The organism is Parapedomonas caeni, assembly GCF_041060555.1.
Taxonomy (GTDB): Bacteria; Pseudomonadota; Alphaproteobacteria; order Sphingomonadales; family Sphingomonadaceae; genus CAUJIW01.
The window spans coordinates 85330-106620 of the sequence record NZ_JBEUDS010000012.1 but is presented as its reverse complement, the minus strand read 5'-3'; the positions used below and the strand labels follow the sequence as shown (position 1 = coordinate 106620).

At 66.9% G+C, this 21291-nt stretch carries 16 protein-coding genes and 1 tRNA gene; 6 read left to right on the top strand and 11 right to left on the bottom strand.

Annotated elements, in window-relative coordinates; genetic code table 11:
* Positions 1–84 precede the first annotated feature (84 nt).
* Together ABU113_RS10080 and ABU113_RS10075 are read right to left on the bottom strand one after the other, a co-directional pair.
* Positions 85–1077, bottom strand: a complete 993-nt coding sequence (locus ABU113_RS10080; RefSeq protein ID WP_454559385.1) for an ATP-binding protein — start codon at positions 1075–1077, stop codon at positions 85–87.
* Positions 1078–1139: 62 nt separating this feature from the next.
* Entirely contained in the window at positions 1140–2738 is a 1599-nt protein-coding gene (locus ABU113_RS10075) for a DNA cytosine methyltransferase (RefSeq protein ID WP_454559384.1), read from the bottom strand.
* A gap of 67 nt (positions 2739–2805) precedes the next feature.
* Between ABU113_RS10075 and ABU113_RS10070 the strand changes: the two genes are divergently transcribed.
* Positions 2806–3258 (top strand): very short patch repair endonuclease, encoded by a 453-nt coding sequence (locus tag ABU113_RS10070; protein ID WP_454559383.1) that lies wholly within the window; start codon positions 2806–2808, stop codon positions 3256–3258.
* Between the two features lie 20 nt (positions 3259–3278).
* Here ABU113_RS10070 and ABU113_RS10065 read toward each other — a convergent pair whose 3' ends face one another.
* Together ABU113_RS10065 and ABU113_RS10060 are read right to left on the bottom strand one after the other, a co-directional pair.
* Positions 3279–4592, bottom strand: coding sequence for a HipA domain-containing protein (locus ABU113_RS10065; RefSeq protein WP_454559382.1), 1314 nt, complete (start codon positions 4590–4592; stop codon positions 3279–3281).
* Positions 4592–4807: a helix-turn-helix domain-containing protein gene (locus ABU113_RS10060; protein ID WP_026150031.1), complete on the bottom strand. Its 216-nt coding sequence runs from the start codon at positions 4805–4807 to the stop codon at positions 4592–4594. The genes ABU113_RS10065 and ABU113_RS10060 overlap by 1 nt, the downstream gene beginning before the upstream one ends.
* A gap of 186 nt (positions 4808–4993) precedes the next feature.
* Between ABU113_RS10060 and ABU113_RS10055 the strand changes: the two genes are divergently transcribed.
* Positions 4994–5311, top strand: a complete 318-nt coding sequence (locus ABU113_RS10055) for an MbcA/ParS/Xre antitoxin family protein (RefSeq protein ID WP_454559381.1) — start codon at positions 4994–4996, stop codon at positions 5309–5311.
* A 36-nt stretch (positions 5312–5347) separates the two neighbouring features.
* Here the strand turns inward: ABU113_RS10055 and ABU113_RS10050 are convergent, their stop codons facing one another.
* On the bottom strand, positions 5348–6592 hold the full coding sequence (locus tag ABU113_RS10050; protein ID WP_454559380.1) for a tyrosine-type recombinase/integrase: 1245 nt from the start codon (positions 6590–6592) through the stop codon (positions 5348–5350).
* A 156-nt stretch (positions 6593–6748) separates the two neighbouring features.
* A tRNA-Leu gene (locus tag ABU113_RS10045) sits at positions 6749–6835 on the bottom strand.
* A 144-nt stretch (positions 6836–6979) separates the two neighbouring features.
* On the opposite strand from ABU113_RS10045, the gene ABU113_RS10040 reads away from it, so the two are divergent.
* The 4 genes from ABU113_RS10040 (at position 6980) to gltB (ending at position 15109) form a co-directional block, all read left to right on the top strand.
* Positions 6980–7927, top strand: coding sequence for a complex I NDUFA9 subunit family protein (locus tag ABU113_RS10040; protein WP_454559379.1), 948 nt, complete (start codon positions 6980–6982; stop codon positions 7925–7927).
* 73 nt (positions 7928–8000) lie between these two features.
* Positions 8001–8807 carry an undecaprenyl-diphosphate phosphatase gene (locus ABU113_RS10035; RefSeq protein ID WP_454559378.1) on the top strand — a complete coding sequence of 269 codons (807 nt, stop codon included), beginning with the start codon at positions 8001–8003 and terminating at the stop codon, positions 8805–8807.
* 241 nt (positions 8808–9048) lie between these two features.
* Positions 9049–10491: an NAD(P)-dependent oxidoreductase gene (locus ABU113_RS10030; RefSeq protein ID WP_454559377.1), complete on the top strand. Its 1443-nt coding sequence runs from the start codon at positions 9049–9051 to the stop codon at positions 10489–10491.
* Positions 10492–10555: 64 nt separating this feature from the next.
* Positions 10556–15109, top strand: a complete 4554-nt coding sequence (gltB, locus tag ABU113_RS10025) for a glutamate synthase large subunit (protein ID WP_454559376.1) — start codon at positions 10556–10558, stop codon at positions 15107–15109.
* Positions 15110–15140: 31 nt separating this feature from the next.
* On the opposite strand, the gene ABU113_RS10020 is transcribed toward gltB, so the two are convergent.
* The 5 genes from ABU113_RS10020 to fghA all read right to left on the bottom strand — a co-directional run bounded on the left by ABU113_RS10020 (position 15141) and on the right by fghA (position 21087).
* Positions 15141–15344, bottom strand: a complete 204-nt coding sequence (locus tag ABU113_RS10020; RefSeq protein ID WP_454559375.1) for a formate dehydrogenase subunit delta — start codon at positions 15342–15344, stop codon at positions 15141–15143.
* A gap of 27 nt (positions 15345–15371) precedes the next feature.
* The gene (gene fdhF, locus ABU113_RS10015; RefSeq protein ID WP_454559374.1) at positions 15372–18218 is read right to left on the bottom strand and encodes a formate dehydrogenase subunit alpha; all 2847 of its coding nucleotides are present in this window, start codon (positions 18216–18218) and stop codon (positions 15372–15374) included.
* A 96-nt stretch (positions 18219–18314) separates the two neighbouring features.
* Positions 18315–19835: an NADH-ubiquinone oxidoreductase-F iron-sulfur binding region domain-containing protein gene (locus ABU113_RS10010; RefSeq protein ID WP_454559373.1), complete on the bottom strand. Its 1521-nt coding sequence runs from the start codon at positions 19833–19835 to the stop codon at positions 18315–18317.
* Positions 19832–20257 carry an NAD(P)H-dependent oxidoreductase subunit E gene (locus ABU113_RS10005; RefSeq protein ID WP_454559372.1) on the bottom strand — a complete coding sequence of 142 codons (426 nt, stop codon included), beginning with the start codon at positions 20255–20257 and terminating at the stop codon, positions 19832–19834. Before ABU113_RS10005 ends, ABU113_RS10010 begins: the two co-directional genes overlap by 4 nt.
* Positions 20254–21087: an S-formylglutathione hydrolase gene (gene fghA / locus ABU113_RS10000; protein ID WP_454559371.1), complete on the bottom strand. Its 834-nt coding sequence runs from the start codon at positions 21085–21087 to the stop codon at positions 20254–20256. Before fghA ends, ABU113_RS10005 begins: the two co-directional genes overlap by 4 nt.
* Positions 21088–21291 lie beyond the last annotated feature (204 nt).

Sequence of the window (21291 nt, the reverse complement as noted above, 5' to 3'; positions counted from 1 at the left end):
CTTGCTCAGCCGCTCCAGGTGCTCCGCCAGCGAAAACAGGCTGCGTGAGTGCATCAAACCTCTCCGTCCAATGCACAGAGTGAATCAGATCATGGCCCCAAACGCGAGGGGTTTTTGCGGGTGTCCAGGTGGTTGCGCAGAAGCCTTCTTGACGTCGATTTTCCATTCGGCATCCATCCCGTTGGGCATGTCGATCCTGACGCGCGCCAACTTGGTCAGTTCTTTCTGCCGGGCGAGGCCGAACCAGGTCCCATGGATAATCAGACGTTTCCCGCGGTAAACATAGAAACCCTGGTTCTTGAGATATCCGGCCTTTCCGGCATACCTTTCCCAACCCTCCGGGTCTTTCTTGTGATGGGGGAGCGTGAAAGCCTGAACTTCTACTTCCTGCCCCCCCGACTTGATCTTCTCTACGGGCCCGGCCTGTGTTGCAGGATGCGTGGAGTGGAACGGGTCGAACGGTTCCAGCGCTCGCCCGTTGAGTTCAAGGGCGATCTTCTTGATCCCCCGCTCACCCGCCAAAAAGCGATGAAAAACAAGCTCGAGGTGTTCAGAAGCCTCGTCGATTCGTGACACAAAGGCGGAGCGCGCATCGCTGGCATCGCCTTCCACGAGACGGTCGAGCGTTTCCCATACAACAAGAGTTCCGGAGGACCCGAGTTCGTCGATCCATGGAACCGACGATTGGTCATCCAGCAATTCGACCAGCCACTGGTTGGTCTGCGCCACCTTGTCGAGATCCCAGCGGGCACAGGATGTGACGCCGTCTTTGCGCGATGCCACAGTAAGCTTGCGACACTGGGAGAACGAAGCTGTTTTCAAACCAAGCCCAAAGCGACCGAGATCCTCCTTGTCCCTGGTTTCGAGCGGGTTCCGGCTACCTGGCCTCATGGCAGCGAGGAGTTCGTCCTCACTCATGCCTTCGCCGTCATCAAGAATGGCGAGGCTTGGCTGAGCGCTGGTGGTGTCCGCCAGCAGCCTGATCGAGCGAGCTTTGGCGGTAATCGAGTTGTCTATGATGTCAGCCAGCGCGGTTTCGAGGGAATACCCGATGTCCCGCATGCTCTCGATGAGCATGGACGCGTGCGGAGGAACCTCCCTCGTTTTCACCCTAGCTTGATCAGACACAGCCGCCATTGTCAGGCATTTTCCTTTATTGACGCTGGCGCTTCTGCAGGAGCTCCGATGCCCGTGCCGATCCGGGCCAGTACACCCCAGAGTGTTTCCGCGATCTGACGCGCAAGGAATGGCGGAACGGCATTGCCCACCTGCACGAACTGCTGTGTCCTGTTTCCCCGGAACAGGTAGTTGTCCGGGAACGTCTGGAGCCGCGCAGCTTCACGCACCGTCAGGCTGCGGCATTGCGACGGGTCCGGATGGATGAAGTAATGGCCGTCCTTGGAAATGTGGCTGGTGACTGTCGTCGATGGCTGTCCGCGCAGCTGGACTCTGAACCGGTCCGCAAACTTGCCGCTTGCCCAGTTGCGGTGCTCGGGTGCCAAGGCTGCCGGGAAGGAGGAAGCTTTGGGTGACTGGCCGGTGCTGGCCGCCCACGCTGCTGCAAAGAGATAGCGGGCGAGGTCCGCCAGCATGTGCCCTCGTGTTTCATTGTTAGGGAGCACGTGCAGGCGGTCATCCCGCAGCCAGTCAGCCAGGGCCGGGGGGCAGGCGTTGCCGATGCCGTTCGGAGTATTTGCCCGTCTCGCAAGCGCGGCGCTGTCTCCCGCCATGGCCCTTGTGGCGGCAAGGTTGTCCATGAACGCAGTGCTTGCCTCGGGGGGCAGACCGGTCTCCAGTTCGGACAGGTCGCGGCAGGCCTGCTCGATGGCCTCCCGCCAAGCATCCGGCGAGTCCGGGCTACGGCTGATCCCGCTGCGCAGGCGGGCCATGCCGTCCAGAACGTGCGCGACCGTCGCCCTGGGATGGACCGGGCGGTCAACGTGCCGGTCTGCGCGCTCGATCGCATTCGCGATGTCGCGGCGGAGCCCGATGATGATGACGCGATGGCGCGCCTGCGGCACCCCGAGCTCTTCGGCGCGCACCACGAAATCGGCGGGCCGCTTCCCTTTCGCCAGACATCCGGAGCCCTTGGCGGCAAAGGCGAAGAGTTCGTAACCCTGCGTACCGGGCGGTGTCTTCAGATCAGCCGTGATGAGGTCGAACATCCGGACGCCGTCGACCGTAGACGAAAGCATGCCCTTCACGTTCTCCATGACGAAAGCAGCGGGTTCGAGCTGGCTGATGATGCGGATGTATTCCCGGTAGAGGAAGTGCCGGTGATCCTGTGCCGCATCGTAGTCGGCAATGCCTCGGTTCCTCGCCCGGCCGACAAGCGAATAGGCCTGGCAGGGAGGCCCACCGATCAGGACGGTATTGCGCCCGTGTGTCTTACGGATATCCTCTATCCGCCGGGAAATGATCTTGCCGGCAGTTTCATCGCCAAGGGTCAGGCAGAGCGCCTCTTCTCCGGCCGCTTTCCATTGGGCAGGATAAAGTGTCTGCCAGTCCGGTTCTGCACCGCCATTGTTGAGCCAGTCATAGTACTCCTGCGGAAAACGCGCGCCGAACTGACGCAGGAACGCACGGAACGACAATGTCTGATGCGCTGATTTCTCCTTTTCGACTGACAGCCGGACGGAGAATGGCCGCATTCCTTCGCGGGTTTCGTAAGCTGAAAAGCCTTCGGCAAGTCCTCCCGGGCCGGCGAACAGATCAACTATGGCAAATGCAGCATTCATCGACGGTTTTCTGTTATCCTGTTATTCTTGCTGATCAAGTCGCACACCGGCAGAAAGGGCGCAACCGTTGGCCGACATCGTGGATGCAAATACCCGCTCCCGCATGATGGCGGGCATCCGCGGAAAGAACACCACGCCCGAAGTACGCCTTCGCAAAGCCCTTCACCGGGCCGGTTTCCGTTTCCGGCTGCATGGTTCAAAACTGCCCGGAAAACCGGATATCGTTCTGGCAAAGCATCGTGCCGCGATATTCGTCCATGGATGCTTCTGGCATCGTCACGCGGGATGCCGCAATTCCTCGGTGCCGAAATCCAACGCAAACTTCTGGGAAGCGAAGTTTGCCCGGAACGTAGAGCGCGATGTCGCCAATGTCGAAGCGCTTGTCGGCTGCGGATGGCGCGTCTGCATAGTCTGGGAATGCGCCATCCGACGGCGAGGTGAGCAGGCTGTTGGTGAAGAAGTGGCTGGGTGGATCATTGGAACGCAGGAGAATGTCAGGGTGATCCCGGCTGATCCTTGAGCGCCCGGAACGAAGCCGCTTCAGCCATGATATGCCGTCGCGTCGCTTGCCGGATCTTCAGTGGCCGATTCCGGGGCATCCGGCACACCTTCCTGTCCTGCATGCGCCCTGACTTCGGTTGCCCGCTCCTCGATCTCCTTTGCGAAGATCTCCAGCATCGATGAACCTGCTGGCATTGCTGCCACCTCCTCGACCGCAGCATGCAGTTCGCGCAGCAACCGTGCCGTCACCTGTTCCACCCGCTGTACCGTTCCTCGCGCTGCCAGTCCTGCGGCTTCGGCCATGCGCCGCCAGTGGCGACCGTAGATATGCCGACCGCGGCGCTGCCCGCCGATCGCCTGGGCGTGGTTCTGGGTGATGTTCGTCCAGGCAAGGCCGGACATCAGGTCATAGAGCGGGGCGAGTTGCGGCGCGCCCGGGCCGAGTAGGATCGAGTAGTTCTTGGCGTGGGAGTCGACGTTGCCGATCGCGATATTGACAATCACAGCGTCCAGCAGCCTGGTGATGTCGCGTGCGGTCATATGCTGGCGGACGAGGGCGAACATGTCGGCGATTGAGGGGCCGCGCGTGCCGGTGCCGTTGAACTCATACTTGGCGGCGGGAAGACGGGTGAGAGCCTGGCAGAAGTCCTCCTGATGCAGGCGACGGACATCGTTGCCGGTGCCTATCCGGTCGTAGCGATCGACCAACAGATAGCTGCGCTTCCCTGCTACGCCGGTCGTCACCGGCGCGACATTGAGACCGATCCTGCGAGCGAGAACCATGCACAGCGCCTCATTCTGGACGCTGCCGGGCAGGCGTGGATTGTCGGGCTTGAGGATGTGCGTCGACGGCGCGCCGTTGATCGGCACGGCGATCTGACCGTCGATGATTGCCACCGGCAGCTTTTCCTGTGCGCCGGCAAGGCTCATCGAGACGCCGTCTTCGCCGACCAGGAATGGCCGCGCTGGCAGTTCCTCGATGATCCGTTCAAGTGCACCGGCATCCGGGATCGGACGATAGCCGTGCTCGCCACGCGGTTGCTGCGGCGCGATACTGAGCGCGCCTGCCAGATCGTTGCCGGTCTGCGCGATCAGGCCGAGTGCATCCTCCGGTGCCGCGCCGAGCGCCCGTGTCATGGCGCGCAGTGGTTTGCCCTCGGGCAGGAGGTTCATCAGCCATGGAAGGACCTGGTCCCCGTCATAGGGCTCTGGCCGGATCGGCATGGCCAGCGAGATCGGGAAGCTGTCAGCGGATGAACCCCAGGCATCCGCATAGGCAAGGCGGGTGGCCTGCGCGTCGGCGCTGATCGTGGCGACCAGGCGGTCTTCGTAGTGAACCGGAAGGTCCACCATCAGGCCTGCGAAATGCCGGTTGCGGTGAGCCGCAAGCCGACAGCCTTGGCGGCGGCGAGTGCCTTGCCGAGTTGGGCGGTGGGCTTGCCTGCTTCCAGATCGACGATGAAGCGTTCTCCGCTGTTGATTGCGAGCGCCAGCTCCCGTTGGGTAAGGCCAAGGGCCTTGCGGGCAGAGGCGACGGCTGCGCCGAATTGGGTTGCGTTGTCGATCATGTCATTCTTACCGAGCGGTAAGATTGCATATGTGCCGCAGAGATTCAAGAGCATTTCTTCCCGATCGGGAAGGATGCGCCTTGATATTGATGCTTATCGGAAGATTCTTACCGATCGGTAAGTAGACTTGTGGTCTGAACGGACGTTCCATGCTATCGAGGGGTGTCGAAGTCAGTGGATCTGTCCATGCCGATCGCAAGCGCTCAATACGACGATGCCGAAATGCTAGCCATGGCGCGGGCGGCCGCTGCATGGGTCGCGCGCTGGGGCGTTCCAAATGAAGCAGCCGAGCGGCTTATGAAAGGCGAAGGGCGGGCTGCAGCGCTGCTCGGCATTCATCGCGCATTGCGATGCTTGTTCACTGACAGTGATAGAGCCGCGCGGTGGATTCGTGCACCTAACGAGGCCTTTAATGGGGCCTGCGCGCTCGACCTCATGCTGGCAGATGGCCTCGCAGGTATGCAGCGCGTCGAGGCCTACCTGGATGCGGAAATCGCCAGTTGAACAGATTGGGGACAGATCCTGAGCGGTGCAGCAGGATCAACCTGGCAATGCGCTCGCAGCGCCAGATGGCTTGCGGAAGCTCCCCTGCAGCACCTTTGCACCGGACCTTAGCTGGTCGAGATAGTCCGCCCAGCTCTGCATCATCCTGATCCGCTCATCCCAGTGCTCGCCGCGCGCGTAGGCGCGGCGGACGTCATCGGTCTCGGCGTGGCCAAGCTGGCGCTCGATCGCGTCTGGGTTCCAATGGCCCTGCTCGTTCAGCAGCGTGCTGGCCATGGCGCGGAAGCCGTGGGCGGTCATTGTGGTGCCATCGAATCCCATCCGACGCAGCGCGAGGTTGATCGTGTTTTCACACATCGGTCGGTCGCGCTTGCCTTGGGCGGGGAACAGGTAGCGGCGATTGCCGCTGATCTCGCGCAGCTCTTCCAGGATGGCAAGCACCTGACGGCTGAGCGGCACACGGTGTGCGACGCGCATCTTGGTCTTGTCGGCAGCGATGGTCCAGATGTTGCGGGTGAAGTCGAACTCGCTCCATTCGGCCTGCCGCAATTCGCCAGGGCGCACGAAGACATAGGGAGCCAGCCGCAGCGCTGCGTGAGTGACCGGATAACCCGAATAGGCGTCGATCGCGCGCAGCAGTTCGCCCGCTTCCTTCGGTGTGGTGATGGCGGCGCGGTGCGTCACCTTGGGCACGATCAGTGCGCCACGCAGGTCTGCTGAAACGTCCCGGTCGGCGCGGCCGGTGGCGATGGCATAGCGGAATACCTGCCCGCAGGTGCTGCGCAGCCTTCGTGCGGTTTCGTAATGGCCGCGCTTTTCGACAGCGCGCAGGACGGCCAGCAGCTCGGGCGCCTTGATCTCGCTGACCTTTCGGTCTCCGATGATGGGGTAGGCGAATTCGAGCAGCCATGTCAGCTTGCCCACGGTCACATCGGCACGGCCCTCGCGTCGGGCCTTGTCGAGCCACTCTTCGGCAACGGCCCTGAAGCTGTTCACATTGGCAAGCGGGCCGGTGATCTTGTCGATCTTGCGCTTGGCGGCGGGATTGATGCCCTCTGCGATCTGTTTCTTGATCTCCAGCCGTTTGGCGCGCGCCTCGGCGAGGGTGACGGTCGGATAGACCCCCAGCGCGGCTGTCGCTCGCTTTTCACCGAACCTGTAGTCCATCCGCCAGTATCGCTGACCCGCCTTCGTCACCAGCAGGTACAGCCCGCCCCCATCGGAGAGCTTGTAGGGCTTGTCGCGCGGCGCGGCTTTTCGGACGGCCAGATCGGTCAGCATGGCGCCACCTCTGTCGGTTTTGATACCGTCAGATATACCGTCATGTACCGCCAATTTCAACGAATTCGGCTGGATGCCGATGGACGCTCAACTGGTCGTAAGCTTCTGTTTTCTTGGATTTTTCCGGACACTTGCGGAAGCGTCCGGAAAGAAAAATGGTGCCCAGGAGAGGACTCGAACCTCCACGCCCTTGCGAGCGCTAGCACCTGAAGCTAGTGCGTCTACCAATTCCGCCACCTGGGCACAGGGGCAATGCTTACTCTCGTAAGCGTTCAAGTGCGAGGCGGGTGGTTAGGGCCTCGTCAGGCGGTTGTCAATGGCCTGATGCTCAGGCAATAGACGCCGCAGTGATTTTTTCTGCTGGCGCGTTCAAGGAGGCGTCTCACGATGGCGGGTGATCTTTACACGGTGTTCGGCGGCTCGGGCTTCATCGGCCGCTACGTGGTGCAGCAGCTGGCCGCCCGCGGCCACCGGGTGCGGGTGGCGGTGCGCAACCCCAACCTGGCGCTGTTCCTCAAGCCCTCGGGCGCCGTCGGCCAGATCCAGCTGGTGCAGGCCAATGTCCGCAACGCCGAGTCGGTGGCGCGCGCCGTCGCCGGCGCTGACGGCGTGGTGAACCTGGTCGGCCTGCTCGCCGAAAGCGGCCACCAGACCTTCAAGGACGTGCAGGCCGAGGGCGCCGCCACCGTGGCCCGGGCCGCGGCCGCCGCCGGCGTGCGCGCCTTCGTGCAGATGTCGGCCATCGGCGCCGACGCCGCCTCGCCGGCCCGCTATGCCCGGACCAAGGCCGAGGCCGAGGCCGCGGTGCGCGCGGCACTGCCGCAGGCGACCATCCTGCGCCCCTCGGTGGTGTTCGGCCCGGAGGACGACTTCATCAACCGCTTCGCCAGGCTGGCCCGGATGCTGCCGGTGATGCCGGTGGTGGCGGGCGACACCCGCTTCCAGCCGGTCTATGTCGCCGATGTCGCCGCCGCCGTGGTGAGCGCGCTGGAGGCGCCCGCCGAGGTGGGTGGCCATGTTTTCGAGCTGGGCGGCCCGCGCACCTACACCATGCGCGACCTGCTGGCCTACATCCTCGACGAGGCGATGCTCGACCGGCCGCTGGTCGAGGTGCCGATGGCCGCCGCCGGGCTGCTCGCCAGCCTCACCGGCTGGCTGCCGGGCGCGCCGCTGACCAGCGACCAGCTGCTGATGCTGGCGCGCGACAACGTGGTGTCGCCCACCAGCGCCGACCTGCGGGCGCTGGGCGTCAGCCCGACGCCGCTTGAGGCGATCGCGCCGAGCTACCTTGTGCAGTATCGCCCCAAGGGCCGGTTCTCGACCAAGGCCGCCTGAACCGCGGCCACCGGTCCGGCCACCCCACCACATCGCTGACGCGCGCCGCGCGCCAACCGAAGGAGACGCGCCGATGGATCCGGCCCACCTGATCCAGGTCATTCTGCTGGGCATCCTGGAAGGACTGACCGAGTTCATCCCGGTCTCCTCCACCGGTCATCTGGTGCTGGCCGACCACTTCATCGGTTTCCGTGATCCCGGCGGCACCTTCAAGATCGCCATCCAGCTCGGCGCCATCCTGGCGGTGTGCATCGCCTACCGCGACAAGCTGACCAGCGTCACCCGCGGGCTGGTGGCGCGCGAGCCGGACGCCTGGCGCTTCACCACCGTCGTGCTGCTGGGCTTCCTGCCCGCCATGGTGATCGGCGTCGTCGCCTACAAGAACATCAAGGCGCTGCTGGAGAACCCCTGGGGCGTCGCCTGGGCGCTGATCATCGGCGGCGTCGCCATCCTGGTGATCGAACGCATGGTGAAGCAGGTCCGCCACCACCGGGTCGAGGACTTCACCCCCGGCCTGGCGCTACGCATCGGCCTGGTGCAGTGCCTGGCGATGATCCCCGGCGTGTCGCGCTCGGGCGCCACCATCATGGGCGCACTGCTGATGGGGGTGGAGCGACGCACGGCGGCGGAATACTCCTTCTTCCTCGCCATCCCGACCATGGCCGCCGCCACCGTCTACGACCTCTACAAGCACCGCGACCTGCTGAGCCTCGACGACGGCGCCGGCATCGCGCTGGGTTTCGTCACCGCCTTCCTGGCGGCGCTGGTGGTGGTCAAGGCGCTGGTCGCCTTCGTCAGCCGGCACGGCTTCGCCCCCTTCGCCTGGTACCGAATCGTCGTCGGCGGTCTGGCACTGGCGGCGCTGTCGCTGGGGCATTAAGTCCGAATCGGTATTAAAAATGGAGTGAAGCGGACCAAATACCCCTGATAACGACTTGCGACTGACAATGACGTCGGTCCGGCCAGCCCAAATAAGTCATCATTACTGCCTCAAATCCGATTTTCCGCTGGCATCCCGCCCCAGCCTGATGTAGCAAGCTTCCGTGGCGACGTGCCGTCGCGCGCGCCACCACATGCTTGTCATCACCCGCCGGCCCGTCCGGCCGCCCAGGAGGCCCACCATGGCGGAACAGAAGATGCTGAAGTTCGTCAGTGTCACGCAGGCCTACCCCGAGAAACGGGGCGCCGACGAACGGGCGGGCGATTTCCAGGAAATCTATCGCGGCTATGCGCTGGCGAAAGCCGAGGAGCAGGCCAGCCGCTGCTCCCAGTGCGGCGTGCCGTTCTGCTCGGTGCATTGTCCGCTGGGCAACAACATCCCCGACTGGCTGAAGCTCACCGCCGAGGGACGGCTGGAGGAGGCCTACGAGGTTTCCGCCGCCACCAACTCGATGCCGGAGATCTGCGGCCGCATCTGCCCGCAGGACCGGCTGTGCGAGGGCAACTGCGTCATCGAGAAGGACTTCAACTCGGTCACCATCGGCTCGGTGGAGAAGTTCCTCACCGACAACGCCTGGCAACAGGGCTGGGTGAAGCCGCTGGTGCCGCTGGCGGACCGTTCGGGCCAGTCGGTGGCCATCATCGGCGCCGGCCCCGCCGGTCTGGCGGCGGCCGAACAGCTGCGGCTCAAGGGCTACAACGTCCACGTCTATGACCGCCACGACCGCGCCGGCGGGCTGCTGATCTATGGCATCCCCGGCTTCAAGCTGGAGAAGGACGTCGTCGAACGGCGCACCCGCCGGCTCATCGAGGGCGGCGTGGTGTTCCACCTCGGCTTCGCCGTCGGCCGCGACGCGACGCTGGCCGAGCTGCGCGACCGCCACGACGCGGTGCTGGTGGCGACCGGCGTCTACAAGGCGCGCGACATCAAGGCGCCGGGCTCGGGGCTCGACGGCGTGGTGGCGGCACTCGACTATCTCACCACCGCCAACAAGGTGGGGCTGGGCGACACGGTGGCCGCCTATGACTCCGGCGCGCTGAACGCGCGCGGCAAGCATGTGGTGGTGATCGGCGGCGGCGACACCGCCATGGACTGCGTGCGCACCGCCATCCGTCAGGGCGCGACCTCGGTGAAGTGTCTCTACCGCCGCGACCGGGAGAATATGCCCGGCTCGCAGCGCGAGGTGAAGAACGCCGAGGAGGAAGGCGTCGAGTTCATCTGGCTGGCCGCCCCCGAGGCCTTCCACGGCACCGACCGGGTGGAGGCGGTGCAGGCCCACCGGATGCGGCTGGGCGCGCCGGACGCCAGCGGCCGCCGGTCGCCGGAGCCGGAACCCGGTTCCAGCTTCACCCTGCCCGCCGACATGGTGGTCAAGGCGCTGGGCTTCGACGCCGAGGATCTGCCGAGCCTGTTCGGCACCGGCGAGCTGGGCGTCACCCGCTGGGGCACCCTGCGCATCGACCACAAGACGCAGATGACCAACCTCGACGGCGTGTTCGCCGCTGGCGACATCGTGCGCGGCGCCAGCCTGGTGGTGTGGGCGATCCGCGACGGCCGCGAGGCCGCAGCCGCCATGCACCGCTATCTGGTGGCGCAGGCCGCCAAGGCGCCGGCGGCCGCCTGAGGCGCCGTCGCCCGCGCCCCCGGCAACCGACCGACCGATTTTCCCGTCCCCGAAGGAGGGTGACATGACCGAACAGACCGATATCGTTTCCTGGATGGCCGCCGAGCGGGCTCGGTTGCAGCACGAGGGGCTGTACCGCGCCGACGAGGAGCACGACTCCTGCGGCGTCGGCCTGGTGGCCGCCCTCGACGGCAAGCCGTCGCGCCGGGTGGTGACGGCGGCGATCGACGCACTGAAGGCGGTGTGGCATCGCGGCGCGGTGGATGCCGACGGCAAGACCGGCGACGGCGCCGGCATCCATGTCGAGATTCCGCGTGCCTTCTTCGAGGAGCATATCGAGCGCACAGGCCACGCCCCCAAGCCGGGGTTGATCGCGGTCGGCCAGGTGTTCATGCCGCGCACCAACCTCGGCGACCAGGAGTCCTGCCGGCAGATCGTCGAGACCGAGATCATCGACGCCGGCTACGAAATCTACGGCTGGCGCCAGGTGCCGGTCGACACCTCGGTGATCGGCGAGAAGGCGGCGCTGTCGCGCCCGGAGATCGAGCAGATCCTGCTGTGCAACCCGCGCGACGACGAGGACGCGGCGGCCTTCGAACGCACCCTCTATCTGATCCGCCGGCGCATCGAGAAGAAGATCATCGCGGCACAGATCTCGGGCTTCTACATCTGCTCGCTGTCGTGCCGGTCGATCATCTACAAGGGTCTGTTCCTCGCCCAGGAACTGTCGGTGTTCTACCCGGACCTGCAGGACGAGCGCTTCGTCTCGCGTTTCGCCATCTACCACCAGCGCTATTCCACCAACACCTTCCCGCAGTGGTGGCTGGCCCAGCCGTTCCGCATGGTCGCCCACAATGGCGAGATCAACACCATCCGCGGCAACGCCAACTGGATGAAGAGCCATGAAATCCGCATGGCCAGCCTGAGCTTCGGCGAGCATTCCGAGGACATCAAGCCGATCATCCCCGCCGGCGCCTCCGACACCGCCGCCTTCGACGCGGTGTTCGAGGCGATCGTGCGCGCCGGCCGCGACGCGCCGACCACCAAGCTGATGATGGTGCCGGAGAGCTGGACCAAGAAGACCTCGATGCCGGACGCCCACCGGCACATGTACGCCTTCTTCAATTCGGTGATGGAGCCATGGGACGGCCCGGCGGCGCTGGCCATGACCGACGGCCGCTGGGTGGTGGCTGGCATGGACCGCAACGCCCTGCGGCCGATGCGCTACACCATCACCCAGGACGGCGTGCTGATCGTCGGCTCGGAAGCCGGCATGGTGCAGGTGCCGGAGAACAGCGTGCGCGAGAAGGGCCGGCTGGGCCCGGGCCGGATGATCGCCGTCGACCTCGACGAGGGCCGTTTCTACAACGACCTGGCGATCAAGGACCGCATCGCCGCCGCCCAGCCCTATGCCGACTGGGTGCAGGACTTCAAGACCATGGAGGACGTGCTGCCGCCGGGCTTCCGCAAGCCGGCGACGTTCAGCCGCGACGAGCTGCGCCGTCGCCAGGTCGCCGCCGGCATCACGCTGGAGGATCTGGAGCTGATCCTCCACCCGATGGCCGAGGACGGCAAGGAGGCGGTCGGCTCGATGGGTGACGACACGCCGCTGGCGGTCATCTCCGACAACCCGCGCTGCCTGAGCCACTTCTTCCGGCAGAATTTCAGCCAGGTCACCAATCCGCCGATCGACAGCCTGCGCGAGGACCGGGTGATGAGCCTGAAGACGCGCTTCGGCAATTTCGCCAACGTGCTCGACCGCGACGCCCGCCAGCCCGACGTGATGGTGCTGGACAGCCCGGTGCTGCTCAACGGCGAATGGGAAAAGCTGATCGAACACTTCGGCGACAACGCCCAGGTGATCGACTGCACCTTCGAGGCCGGCGCCGGACCGGAGGCGCTGAAGGCCGCCATCGCCCGCATCCGCACCGAGGCGGAGCTGGCGGTGCGCTCGGGCAAGAGCCAGCTGTTCCTCACCGACGAGCTGGTGTCGGCGAGCCGCGTCGCCATCCCGATGATCCTCGCCGCCGCCGGCGTGCACACCAGCCTGGTGCGCAAGGGTCTGCGCACCTTCGCCTCCATCAACGTGCGCTCCGCCGAATGCATGGACACCCACTATTTCGCGGTGCTGATCGGCGTCGGCGCCACCACCGTCAACGCCTACCTGACGCACGAGGCGATCGCCGACCGCCATGCCCGTGGCCTGTTCGGCGACCTCGACCTTGAGGACTGCGTGCGGCGCTACCGCAAGGCGATCAACGACGGCCTGCTGAAAATCATGGCCAAGATGGGCATCGCGGTGATCTCGTCCTACCGTGGCGGCTACAACTTCGAGGCGGTCGGCCTGTCGCGCGCGCTGGTCAACGAATTCTTCCCCGGCATGCCGAGCAAGATTTCCGGCATGGGCCTGAACTCGATCCACCGCAATGTCACCGAGAAGCACGAGAAAGCCTTCAACGAGGACGTGGTGGCACTGCCGGTGGGCGGCCTCTACCGCTACCGCGCCAGGGGCGAGCTGCACGCCTATCAGGGCCAGCTCATCCATCTGCTGCAGCAGGCGGTCGCCACCGACAGCTATTCCACCTACCTGCAATTCTCGCGCGGCATCCGTGACATGCCGCCGGTATCGCTGCGCGACCTGCTGGAGTTCAACTGGTCGAAGACGCCGGTGGCGCTGGAGGAAGTGGAGTCGATCACCGAGATCCGCAAGCGCTTCATCACGCCGGGCATGAGCCTCGGCGCGCTGTCGCCGGAGGCGCACGAGACGCTGACCATCGCCATGAACCGCATCGGCGCCAAGTCGGTGTCGGGCGAGGGCGGCGAGGACAGCGCCCGCTACCAGCCCTACGACAACGGCGACAACGCCAATTCGCCGATCAAGCAGGTGGCCTCCGGCCGCTTCGGCGTGACGGCGGAATATCTCAACGCCTGCGAGGAGCTGGAGATCAAGGTCGCCCAGGGCGCCAAGCCCGGCGAGGGCGGCCAGCTGCCCGGCTTCAAGGTGACCGAGATGATCGCCCGCCTGCGCCACTCGACGCCCGGCGTGACGCTGATCTCGCCGCCGCCGCACCACGACATCTACTCGATCGAGGACCTCGCCCAGCTCATCTACGACCTGAAGCAGATCAACCCCGACGCGCGGGTGTGCGTGAAGCTGGTGTCGTCGGCGGGCATCGGCACCGTGGCGGCCGGCGTCGCCAAGGCCCATGCCGACGTGATTCTGGTCTCCGGCCACGTCGGCGGCACCGGCGCCAGTCCGCAGACCTCGGTCAAATACGCCGGCACGCCGTGGGAGATGGGGCTGTCGGAGGTCAACCAGGTGCTCACCCTCAACGGGCTGCGCCACCGGGTGAAGCTGCGCACCGACGGCGGCCTCAAGACCGGCCGCGACATCGTCATGGCCGCCATCCTCGGCGCCGAGGAATTCGGCATCGGCACGCTGAGCCTGGTCGCCATGGGCTGCATCATGGTCCGCCAGTGCCATGCCAACACCTGCCCGGTGGGTGTGTGCACCCAGGACGAGGCGCTGCGGCGCAAGTTCGACGGCTCGCCGGAGAAGGTCATCAACCTGATGACCTTCATCGCCGAGGAAGTGCGCGAGATTCTCGCCCGGCTGGGCGCCCGCACGCTCGACGAGATCGTCGGCCGCACCGAGCTGCTGCGCCAGATCAGCCGGGGCGCCGAGCATCTCGACGACCTCGACCTCAACCCGATTCTCGCCAAGGTCGACGCCGCGCCGGACAAGCGGCGGTTCAACATCCCGACCCACCGCAACCCGGTACCGGACACGCTGGACGCCCAGATGCTGGTGGACGCGCGCGCGGTGTTCGAACGCGGCGAGAAGATGCAGCTGACCTATTCGGTGCGCAACACCATGCGCGCCATCGGCACCCGCTTCTCCAGCCATCTGACCCGCAAGTTCGGCATGAAGGGGTTGAAGCCCGGCCATGTGACGGTGCGGCTGCGCGGCACCTGCGGCCAGTCGCTGGGCGCCTTCGCGGTGCAGGGTCTGAAGCTGGAAGTGTTCGGCGACGCCAACGACTATGTCGGCAAGGGGCTGTCGGGCGCCACCATCGTCGTGCGGCCGATGGTGTCGAGCCCGCTGGAGACGCAGGACAACACCATCATCGGCAACACCGTGCTCTACGGCGCCACCGCCGGCCGGCTGTTCGCCGCCGGCCAGGCCGGCGAGCGCTTCGCGGTGCGCAACTCCGGCGCGGTCGTGGTGGTGGAAGGCTGCGGCGCCAACGGCTGTGAGTACATGACCGGCGGCACGGCGGTGATTCTCGGCAGCGTCGGCGACAATTTCGCGGCCGGCATGACCGGCGGCATGGCCTACATCTACGACCGCGACGACGACTTCGCCCACCGCGTCAACGACGAGTCGGTGGTCTATCAGCGGCTGGCCTCGGCCCACTGGGAGGCCGAGCTGAAGGCGCTGATCGAGGAGCATGTGCGCGAGACCGCCTCGAAGTGGGCCTACAACCTGCTCGCCAACTGGGACCGCGAGCGGCTGAAGTTCTGGCAGGTCTGCCCGAAGGAGATGGTCAGCCGCATCCCGCAGCCGCTCAGCGACACCAGCCCTGACGCCAGTCCGTCAGTGCGCCAGCCCGCCTGAGTCGCACCGCCCCGGTCCCCTCGTCCGAGGGCTAGGCGGCGGCGAGCCTGGTCACGGCGGCGGCGGCGATCGGCGACAGGGCCGCCCGGTCGACGGCGAGCAGGGCCGCGCGCATGCGCGGATCCCAGAACTGCCGGATGTGATCGGCGGTGGCGGCGGCGGCCGCCGCCTCGCCCCGAACAGCGAGGTTGCGGGCGATCTGGTTGGCCATGCGGATCAGGCGTTCGTTGTCCATCAGGCGTGCTCCCTCGACCGCCGTCCGTCAGCCCGCGGCATCGACGGCCAGGACACGCCGCGACCGCTCGGCGAGCGCCGCCTGTTGCCGCTGCCAGTCGCTGGGGCCGTTGGAGGGCGTCACCTGCACCGCCGTCACCTTGTACTCGGGGCAGTTGGTGGCCCAGTCGGAATAGTCGGTGGTGACCACGTTGGCCTGGGTCTCCGGGTGATGGAAGGTGGTGTAGACCACCCCGGGTGCCACCCGGTCCGTCACCAGGGCGCGCAGGGTCGTCTCGCCCTTGCGGCTGGCCAGCCGCACCCAGTCGCCACTGCGGACACCGCGATTCTCCGCGTCGGCCGGGTGGATCTCCAGCACATCCTCCTGATGCCAGACGGTGTTGGCGGTGCGTCGGGTCTGGGCGCCCACATTGTACTGGCTGAGGATGCGCCCGGTCGTCAGCAGCAGCGGAAACCGCGGTCCGGTTTTCTCGTCGGTCGGCACATAGTCGGTGACCACGAACTGACCGCGGCCACGCACGAAGCCCTCCACATGCATGATCGGCGAGCCTTCCGGCGCGGCGTCGTTGACCGGCCACTGCAGCGAGCCCGCCTGTTCCAGCCGGGCATATGACACGCCGGCGAAACTCGGCGTCAGCCGGGCGATCTCGTCCATGATCTCGCCGGGGTGCGTGTAGCGCCAGCCAAGCCCGAGGGCGTTGGCGAGCGCCTGGGTCACCTCCCAGTCCGCCATACCGCTGGCGGGCGTCATCACCTTGCGCACCCGCTGGATGCGCCGCTCGGCGTTGGTGAAGGTGCCGTCCTTCTCCAGAAAGGTCGAACCGGGCAGGAAGACATGGGCGTAGGTCGCCGTCTCGTTGAGGAACAGGTCGTGGACGATGACCAGCTCCATCGCCGCCAGCCCGGCCGCGACATGCCGGCTGTCGGGATCGGACTGGAGAATGTCCTCGCCCTGGATGTAGATCGCCCGGAACGACCCGTCGAGCGCGGCGTCGAGCATGTTGGGGATGCGCAGACCCGGTTCGGGGTCCAGGCTGACGCCCCAGTCGCGCTCGAACAGCGCCCGCGTCGCGGCGTCGGCGACGTGACGGTAGCCCGACAGCTCATGGGGGAAACTGCCCATGTCGCACGAACCCTGGACATTGTTCTGGCCGCGCAGCGGATTGACGCCCACGCCCGGCCGGCCGATGTTGCCGGTCGCCATCGCCAGGTTGGCGATCGCCATCACTGTCGACGAGCCCTGGCTGTGCTCGGTGACGCCGAGGCCATAATAGATCGCGGCGTTGCCGCCGGTGGCATAGAGCCGCGCGGCGGCGCGCACCGTCGCCGCCGGCACGCCGGTGACGGCCTCCAGCGCTTCCGGGCTGTGGCGGGTGTCGGCGACGAAGCGGGCCCAGTCCTCATGGCTGTCGGCGTCGCAACGGGCGCTGACGAACGCCGCGTCGCCCAGGCCCTCGGTAACGACGACATGTGCCATCGCGGTCAGCACCGCCACGTTGGTGCCTGGCCGCAACGCCAGGTGATGCGCCGCCTCGACGCGGGGACTGCGCACCAGATCGATGCGGCGCGGGTCGATGACGATCAGCCGCGCCCCCTGGCGCAGCCGGCGTTTCAGCCGGCTGGCGAATACCGGATGGGCGTCGGTGGGGTTGGCGCCAATCACCATGATGACGTCCGCCGCCATCACGCTGTCGAAATCCTGGGTGCCCGCCGAGGTGCCGAACGTGGTCTTGAGGCCGTAGCCGGTGGGCGAATGGCAGACCCGTGCACAGGTGTCGACGTTGTTGGAACCAAAGCCCGCGCGTACCAGTTTCTGCACCAGGAACGTTTCCTCGTTGGTGCAGCGGCTCGACGTGATGCCGCCCAGCGCGCGCGGCCCGTGCGTCGCCCTGATGGCCCGCAGGCGGGCGGCGGTGAAGCCGAGCGCCTCGTCCCAGCTCACCGGCCGCCAGGGCTGGTCGATCGACTCGCGGATCATCGGTGTGGTGACGCGGTCCTGGTGGTGGGCGTAGCCCCAGGCGAAACGGCCCTTGACGCAGCTGTGACCACGATTGGCCTTGCCGTCCTTCCAGGGCACCATCCGCACCAGCTGCTCGCCGCGCATCTCGGCGCGGAAAGTGCAGCCGACGCCGCAATAGGCGCAGGTGGTGATCACCGACCGCTCCGGCTTGCCGATCGCCCTGACGCTTTTTTCCTGCAGGCTGGCGGTGGGACAGGCCTGGACGCAGGCGCCGCAGCTGACGCACTCGCTGGACAGGAAGTCATCATCCGCCTGCCCGGCACTGACCACCGACTGGAAGCCGCGCCCGGTGACGGTGAGCGCCAGCGTGCCCTGCACCTCGTCGCAGGCGCGCACGCAGCGGGCGCAAACGATGCACTTGGCCGGATCGAAGTCGAAATAGGGGTTGGATGAATCGGACGCGCCGTCGAGGTGGTTCGCTCCCTGATAGCCGTAGCGCACATCACGCAGACCGACGGCGGCGGCCATGTCCTGCAGCTCGCAGTCGTTGTTGGCGCCACAGGTCAGGCAGTCGAGCGGATGATCGGAAATATACAGTTCCATCACACCCCGGCGCAGCTTCTGCAGACGAGGCGTCTGGGTGTGCACGACCATGCCCTCGGCCACCGGCGTGGTGCAGCTGGCGGGGGTGCCGCGCATGCCCTCCACCTCGACAAGGCAAAGCCGGCAGGAACCAAAGGCGTTAAGGCTGTCGGTGGCGCACAGCCGGGGAATGGCGCCACCGGCCACGGCGGCGGCGCGCATGACGCTGGTGCCGGCCGGCACCGTCACCGGGCGCCCGTCGATGCTCAGCGTGACATCGTGCGGCGCCACCACCTCGGGCGTACCGAAATCAGGCTGCCGTTCAAAACCCATGGCGCGGCTCCCTTGCGCGAGACAGCGGGCGATCAGGGGCGGACACCGCCGATGATAGCAGAGAGTGCGGTACGGCGCAGCGACCGGCGGGGGGCATCATGCGAAATCCTCCGGCCACTGCCGCAGTGCCGAGAGCACCGGATACGGCGTGAAGCCGCCCAGGGCACACAGCGAGCCGAACCGCATCGTCTCGCACAGCTCCTCCAGCAGGGCGAGATCGTCGGCGCGGCGGCGGCCGCCCTTGGGCGCGTTGCGCATCTGCGGTAGCGCCGCGACGGCATCGGCGGGCGCCGGTGCCCGCAGGCGATCGATCAGCTCGACGCCACGGGTCGAGCCGATACGACACGGCGTGCACTTGCCGCAGCTCTCGATGGCGCAGAACTGCATGGCGACGCGGGCCAGCCGCGCCATGTCCGCCGTGTCGTCGAACACCACCACGCCGCCGTGGCCGATCAGTGCGTCGGCGGCGGCATAGGCCTCGTAGTCGAACGGCAGGTCGAACCGGTCCGGGTGAATGTAGGCGCCCAGCGGCCCGCCCACCTGCACCGCCTTGACCGGGCGGCCCGAAGCCGTGCCGCCGCCGATGTCGTGGATCAGCGCGTTGAGCGTGATCCCGAACGCCGTTTCATAGAGCCCGCCATACCTGACGTTACCGGCGAGCTGGATCGGCATGGTGCCCCGCGAACGGCCGGTGCCGAGACCGTGATAGGCAGCAGCGCCGCCCTCGCGCAGGATGTGCGGCACCGCCGCCAGCGTCAGCACGTTGTTGACCACGGTCGGGCGGCCGAACAGCCCGTGCAGGGCCGGCAGCGGCGGCTTGGCGCGCACCTCGCCCCGACGCCCTTCCAGCGAGTTCAGCAGCGCGGTCTCCTCGCCGCAGACATAAGCACCGGCGCCGACCCGGACCTCGACGCCAAACGGCGCGATGATGGGTGCGGCCAGCGCGACCGCCGCCCGCAGCCGGGCGATGGCATGGGGATATTCGCTGCGCACATAGACATAGCCGTGGCCGGCGCCGACGGCGTGACCGGCAATGGCCATGCCCTCCAGCAGCGCGAACGGATCACCCTCCATCAGCATGCGATCGGCGAAGGTGCCGCTGTCGCCCTCGTCGGCGTTGCAGACGATGTATTTGCGCCCCGTCCCCGATTGCCCTCCCGCCTCGGCCACCGTCCGCCACTTGACGCCGGCGGGAAAGCCGGCGCCGCCGCGCCCGCGCAAACCCGACCCGGCGACCTCGGCGATCACCTGTTCCGGCGGCAGCGCGCGCGCCCGGCGCAGTCCGGCCCAGCCGTCGGTCGCCGCATAGTCGTCCAGGCTCAGCGGCCGCGTCCTGCCGGCGCGGGCAAAGGTGAGCCGCTGCTGTCGTGCCAGGAACGGGTGGGTGGCGATGGGACCGATTCCCCTGTCGCTACGGCCCGCCAGCACGGCGGACACATCGGCCGGCGTCAGCGGCCCGAACCCGTGGCCGTCAATCTCGGCCAGCGGTTCCAGCCAGTGCAGGCCCCAGCTGGAACAGCGCTCCACCAGGCAGCCGGCGGCCGCGAACGCCGCCGCCACCGCATCGGCACCGCAGGCGATCGCCAGCGCGTCGTCGGCAAGGCGGACCCGGATCATAGCGCGGCGATCAGCCTGGTCAGGCCGTCCTCGTCCAGTCGTGCGTGCAGCCGGTCGCCGATGCGTGCATTGGGGCCGACGCTGCACAGACCGAGGCAGTAGACGGCCGCCACCCGCACCCGTTCGCCGGCCGCGACCTGTGCGACCGCCGCCAGCGCCTCGGCGCCGCGCGCCTGGCAGGCTTCCGCCCGGCAGAGCTGCACCAGCGGACGGTGGTCCGGCGTCTGGCTGAAATCATGGTAGAAACTCACCACCCCGTGGACCTCGGCCCGGCTGAGGTTGAGGGCGGCGGCGATGGCGGCCTGGGCCGCCGCGTCGATACAGCCGAACGCCGCCTGCACGTCATGCAGGATCGGCAGCAGCGGCCCCTCGGCGTCGCGATGCGCGGCGATGATCGCACGCAGGCGGTCGGGATCGGTCATGCGGTCAGCCGCGCGGCATGCCAGCCGATGTGCTCGGCCATGAAGGTGGAGATGAAATAGTAGGAATGGTCATAGCCCGTCTGCAGGCGGATGGTGGCGGGCTGGCCGGCGCGGGCACACGCGGTCTCCAGCAGCGATGTCCGCAGTTGCGTGTCGAGAAAGTCGTCTGCCGTGCCCTGATCAACCAGCAGGTCCGGCAGGCGGGCGCCGTCGTCGATCAGCGCGCAGGCGTCATAGGCGCGCCAGGCCGCGCGATCGGCGCCGAGATAGCCGGTGAGCGCTTTCTCACCCCACGGACAGTGCAGCGGACTGACGATCGGCGAGAACGCGCTGGTCGAACGGAAACGTCCGGGGTTGCGCAAGGCGATGGTCAATGCGCCATGCCCGCCCATCGAGTGGCCGGTGATCCCCTGACGCGCGAGATCGACCGGGAAATGGGCGGCGACAAGCGCCGGCAGCTCGTCCTCGACATAGCCGCGCATCCGGAAGTGGCGTGACCATGGCGCCTGGGTGGCGTCGACATAGAAACCGGCGCCCTGACCGAAGTCATAGGCGGCATCGTCCGGCACCCCGGCACCGCGCGGGCTGGTGTCGGGCGCGACGAACACGATGCCGCGGGCGGCGCAGGCGGCGCGATACTCGCCTTTCTCGGTGACGTTGGCGTGGGTGCAGGTAAGCCCGGAGAGATACCACAGCACCGGCAGCCGGGCACCGGGCGGATGATCCGGCACGAACACCGAGAAGGTCATCGGCGTGCCGGTGAGCGTCGACTGATGCGTATAGACCCCCTGGGTGCCGCCATGGCTGCGCCAGCTCGATACCGTCTTCATGCCTGGCCCTGCCCCCCCCGGTGTGATGGATGCCTGAACCGCAACCCTATAGCCTGATCACGGGCAGCGGAACATGGCACGACACGCAAATCAGCGCCGGCAGGCGAATCAGGGACGGCGCGTTGCCGCCACCCGGGCCGCGACGTGCCACAGTGGGACAAGCGCGGCACCTGCCCGGTCGGCAGGTGCGCCATTTCGACACGA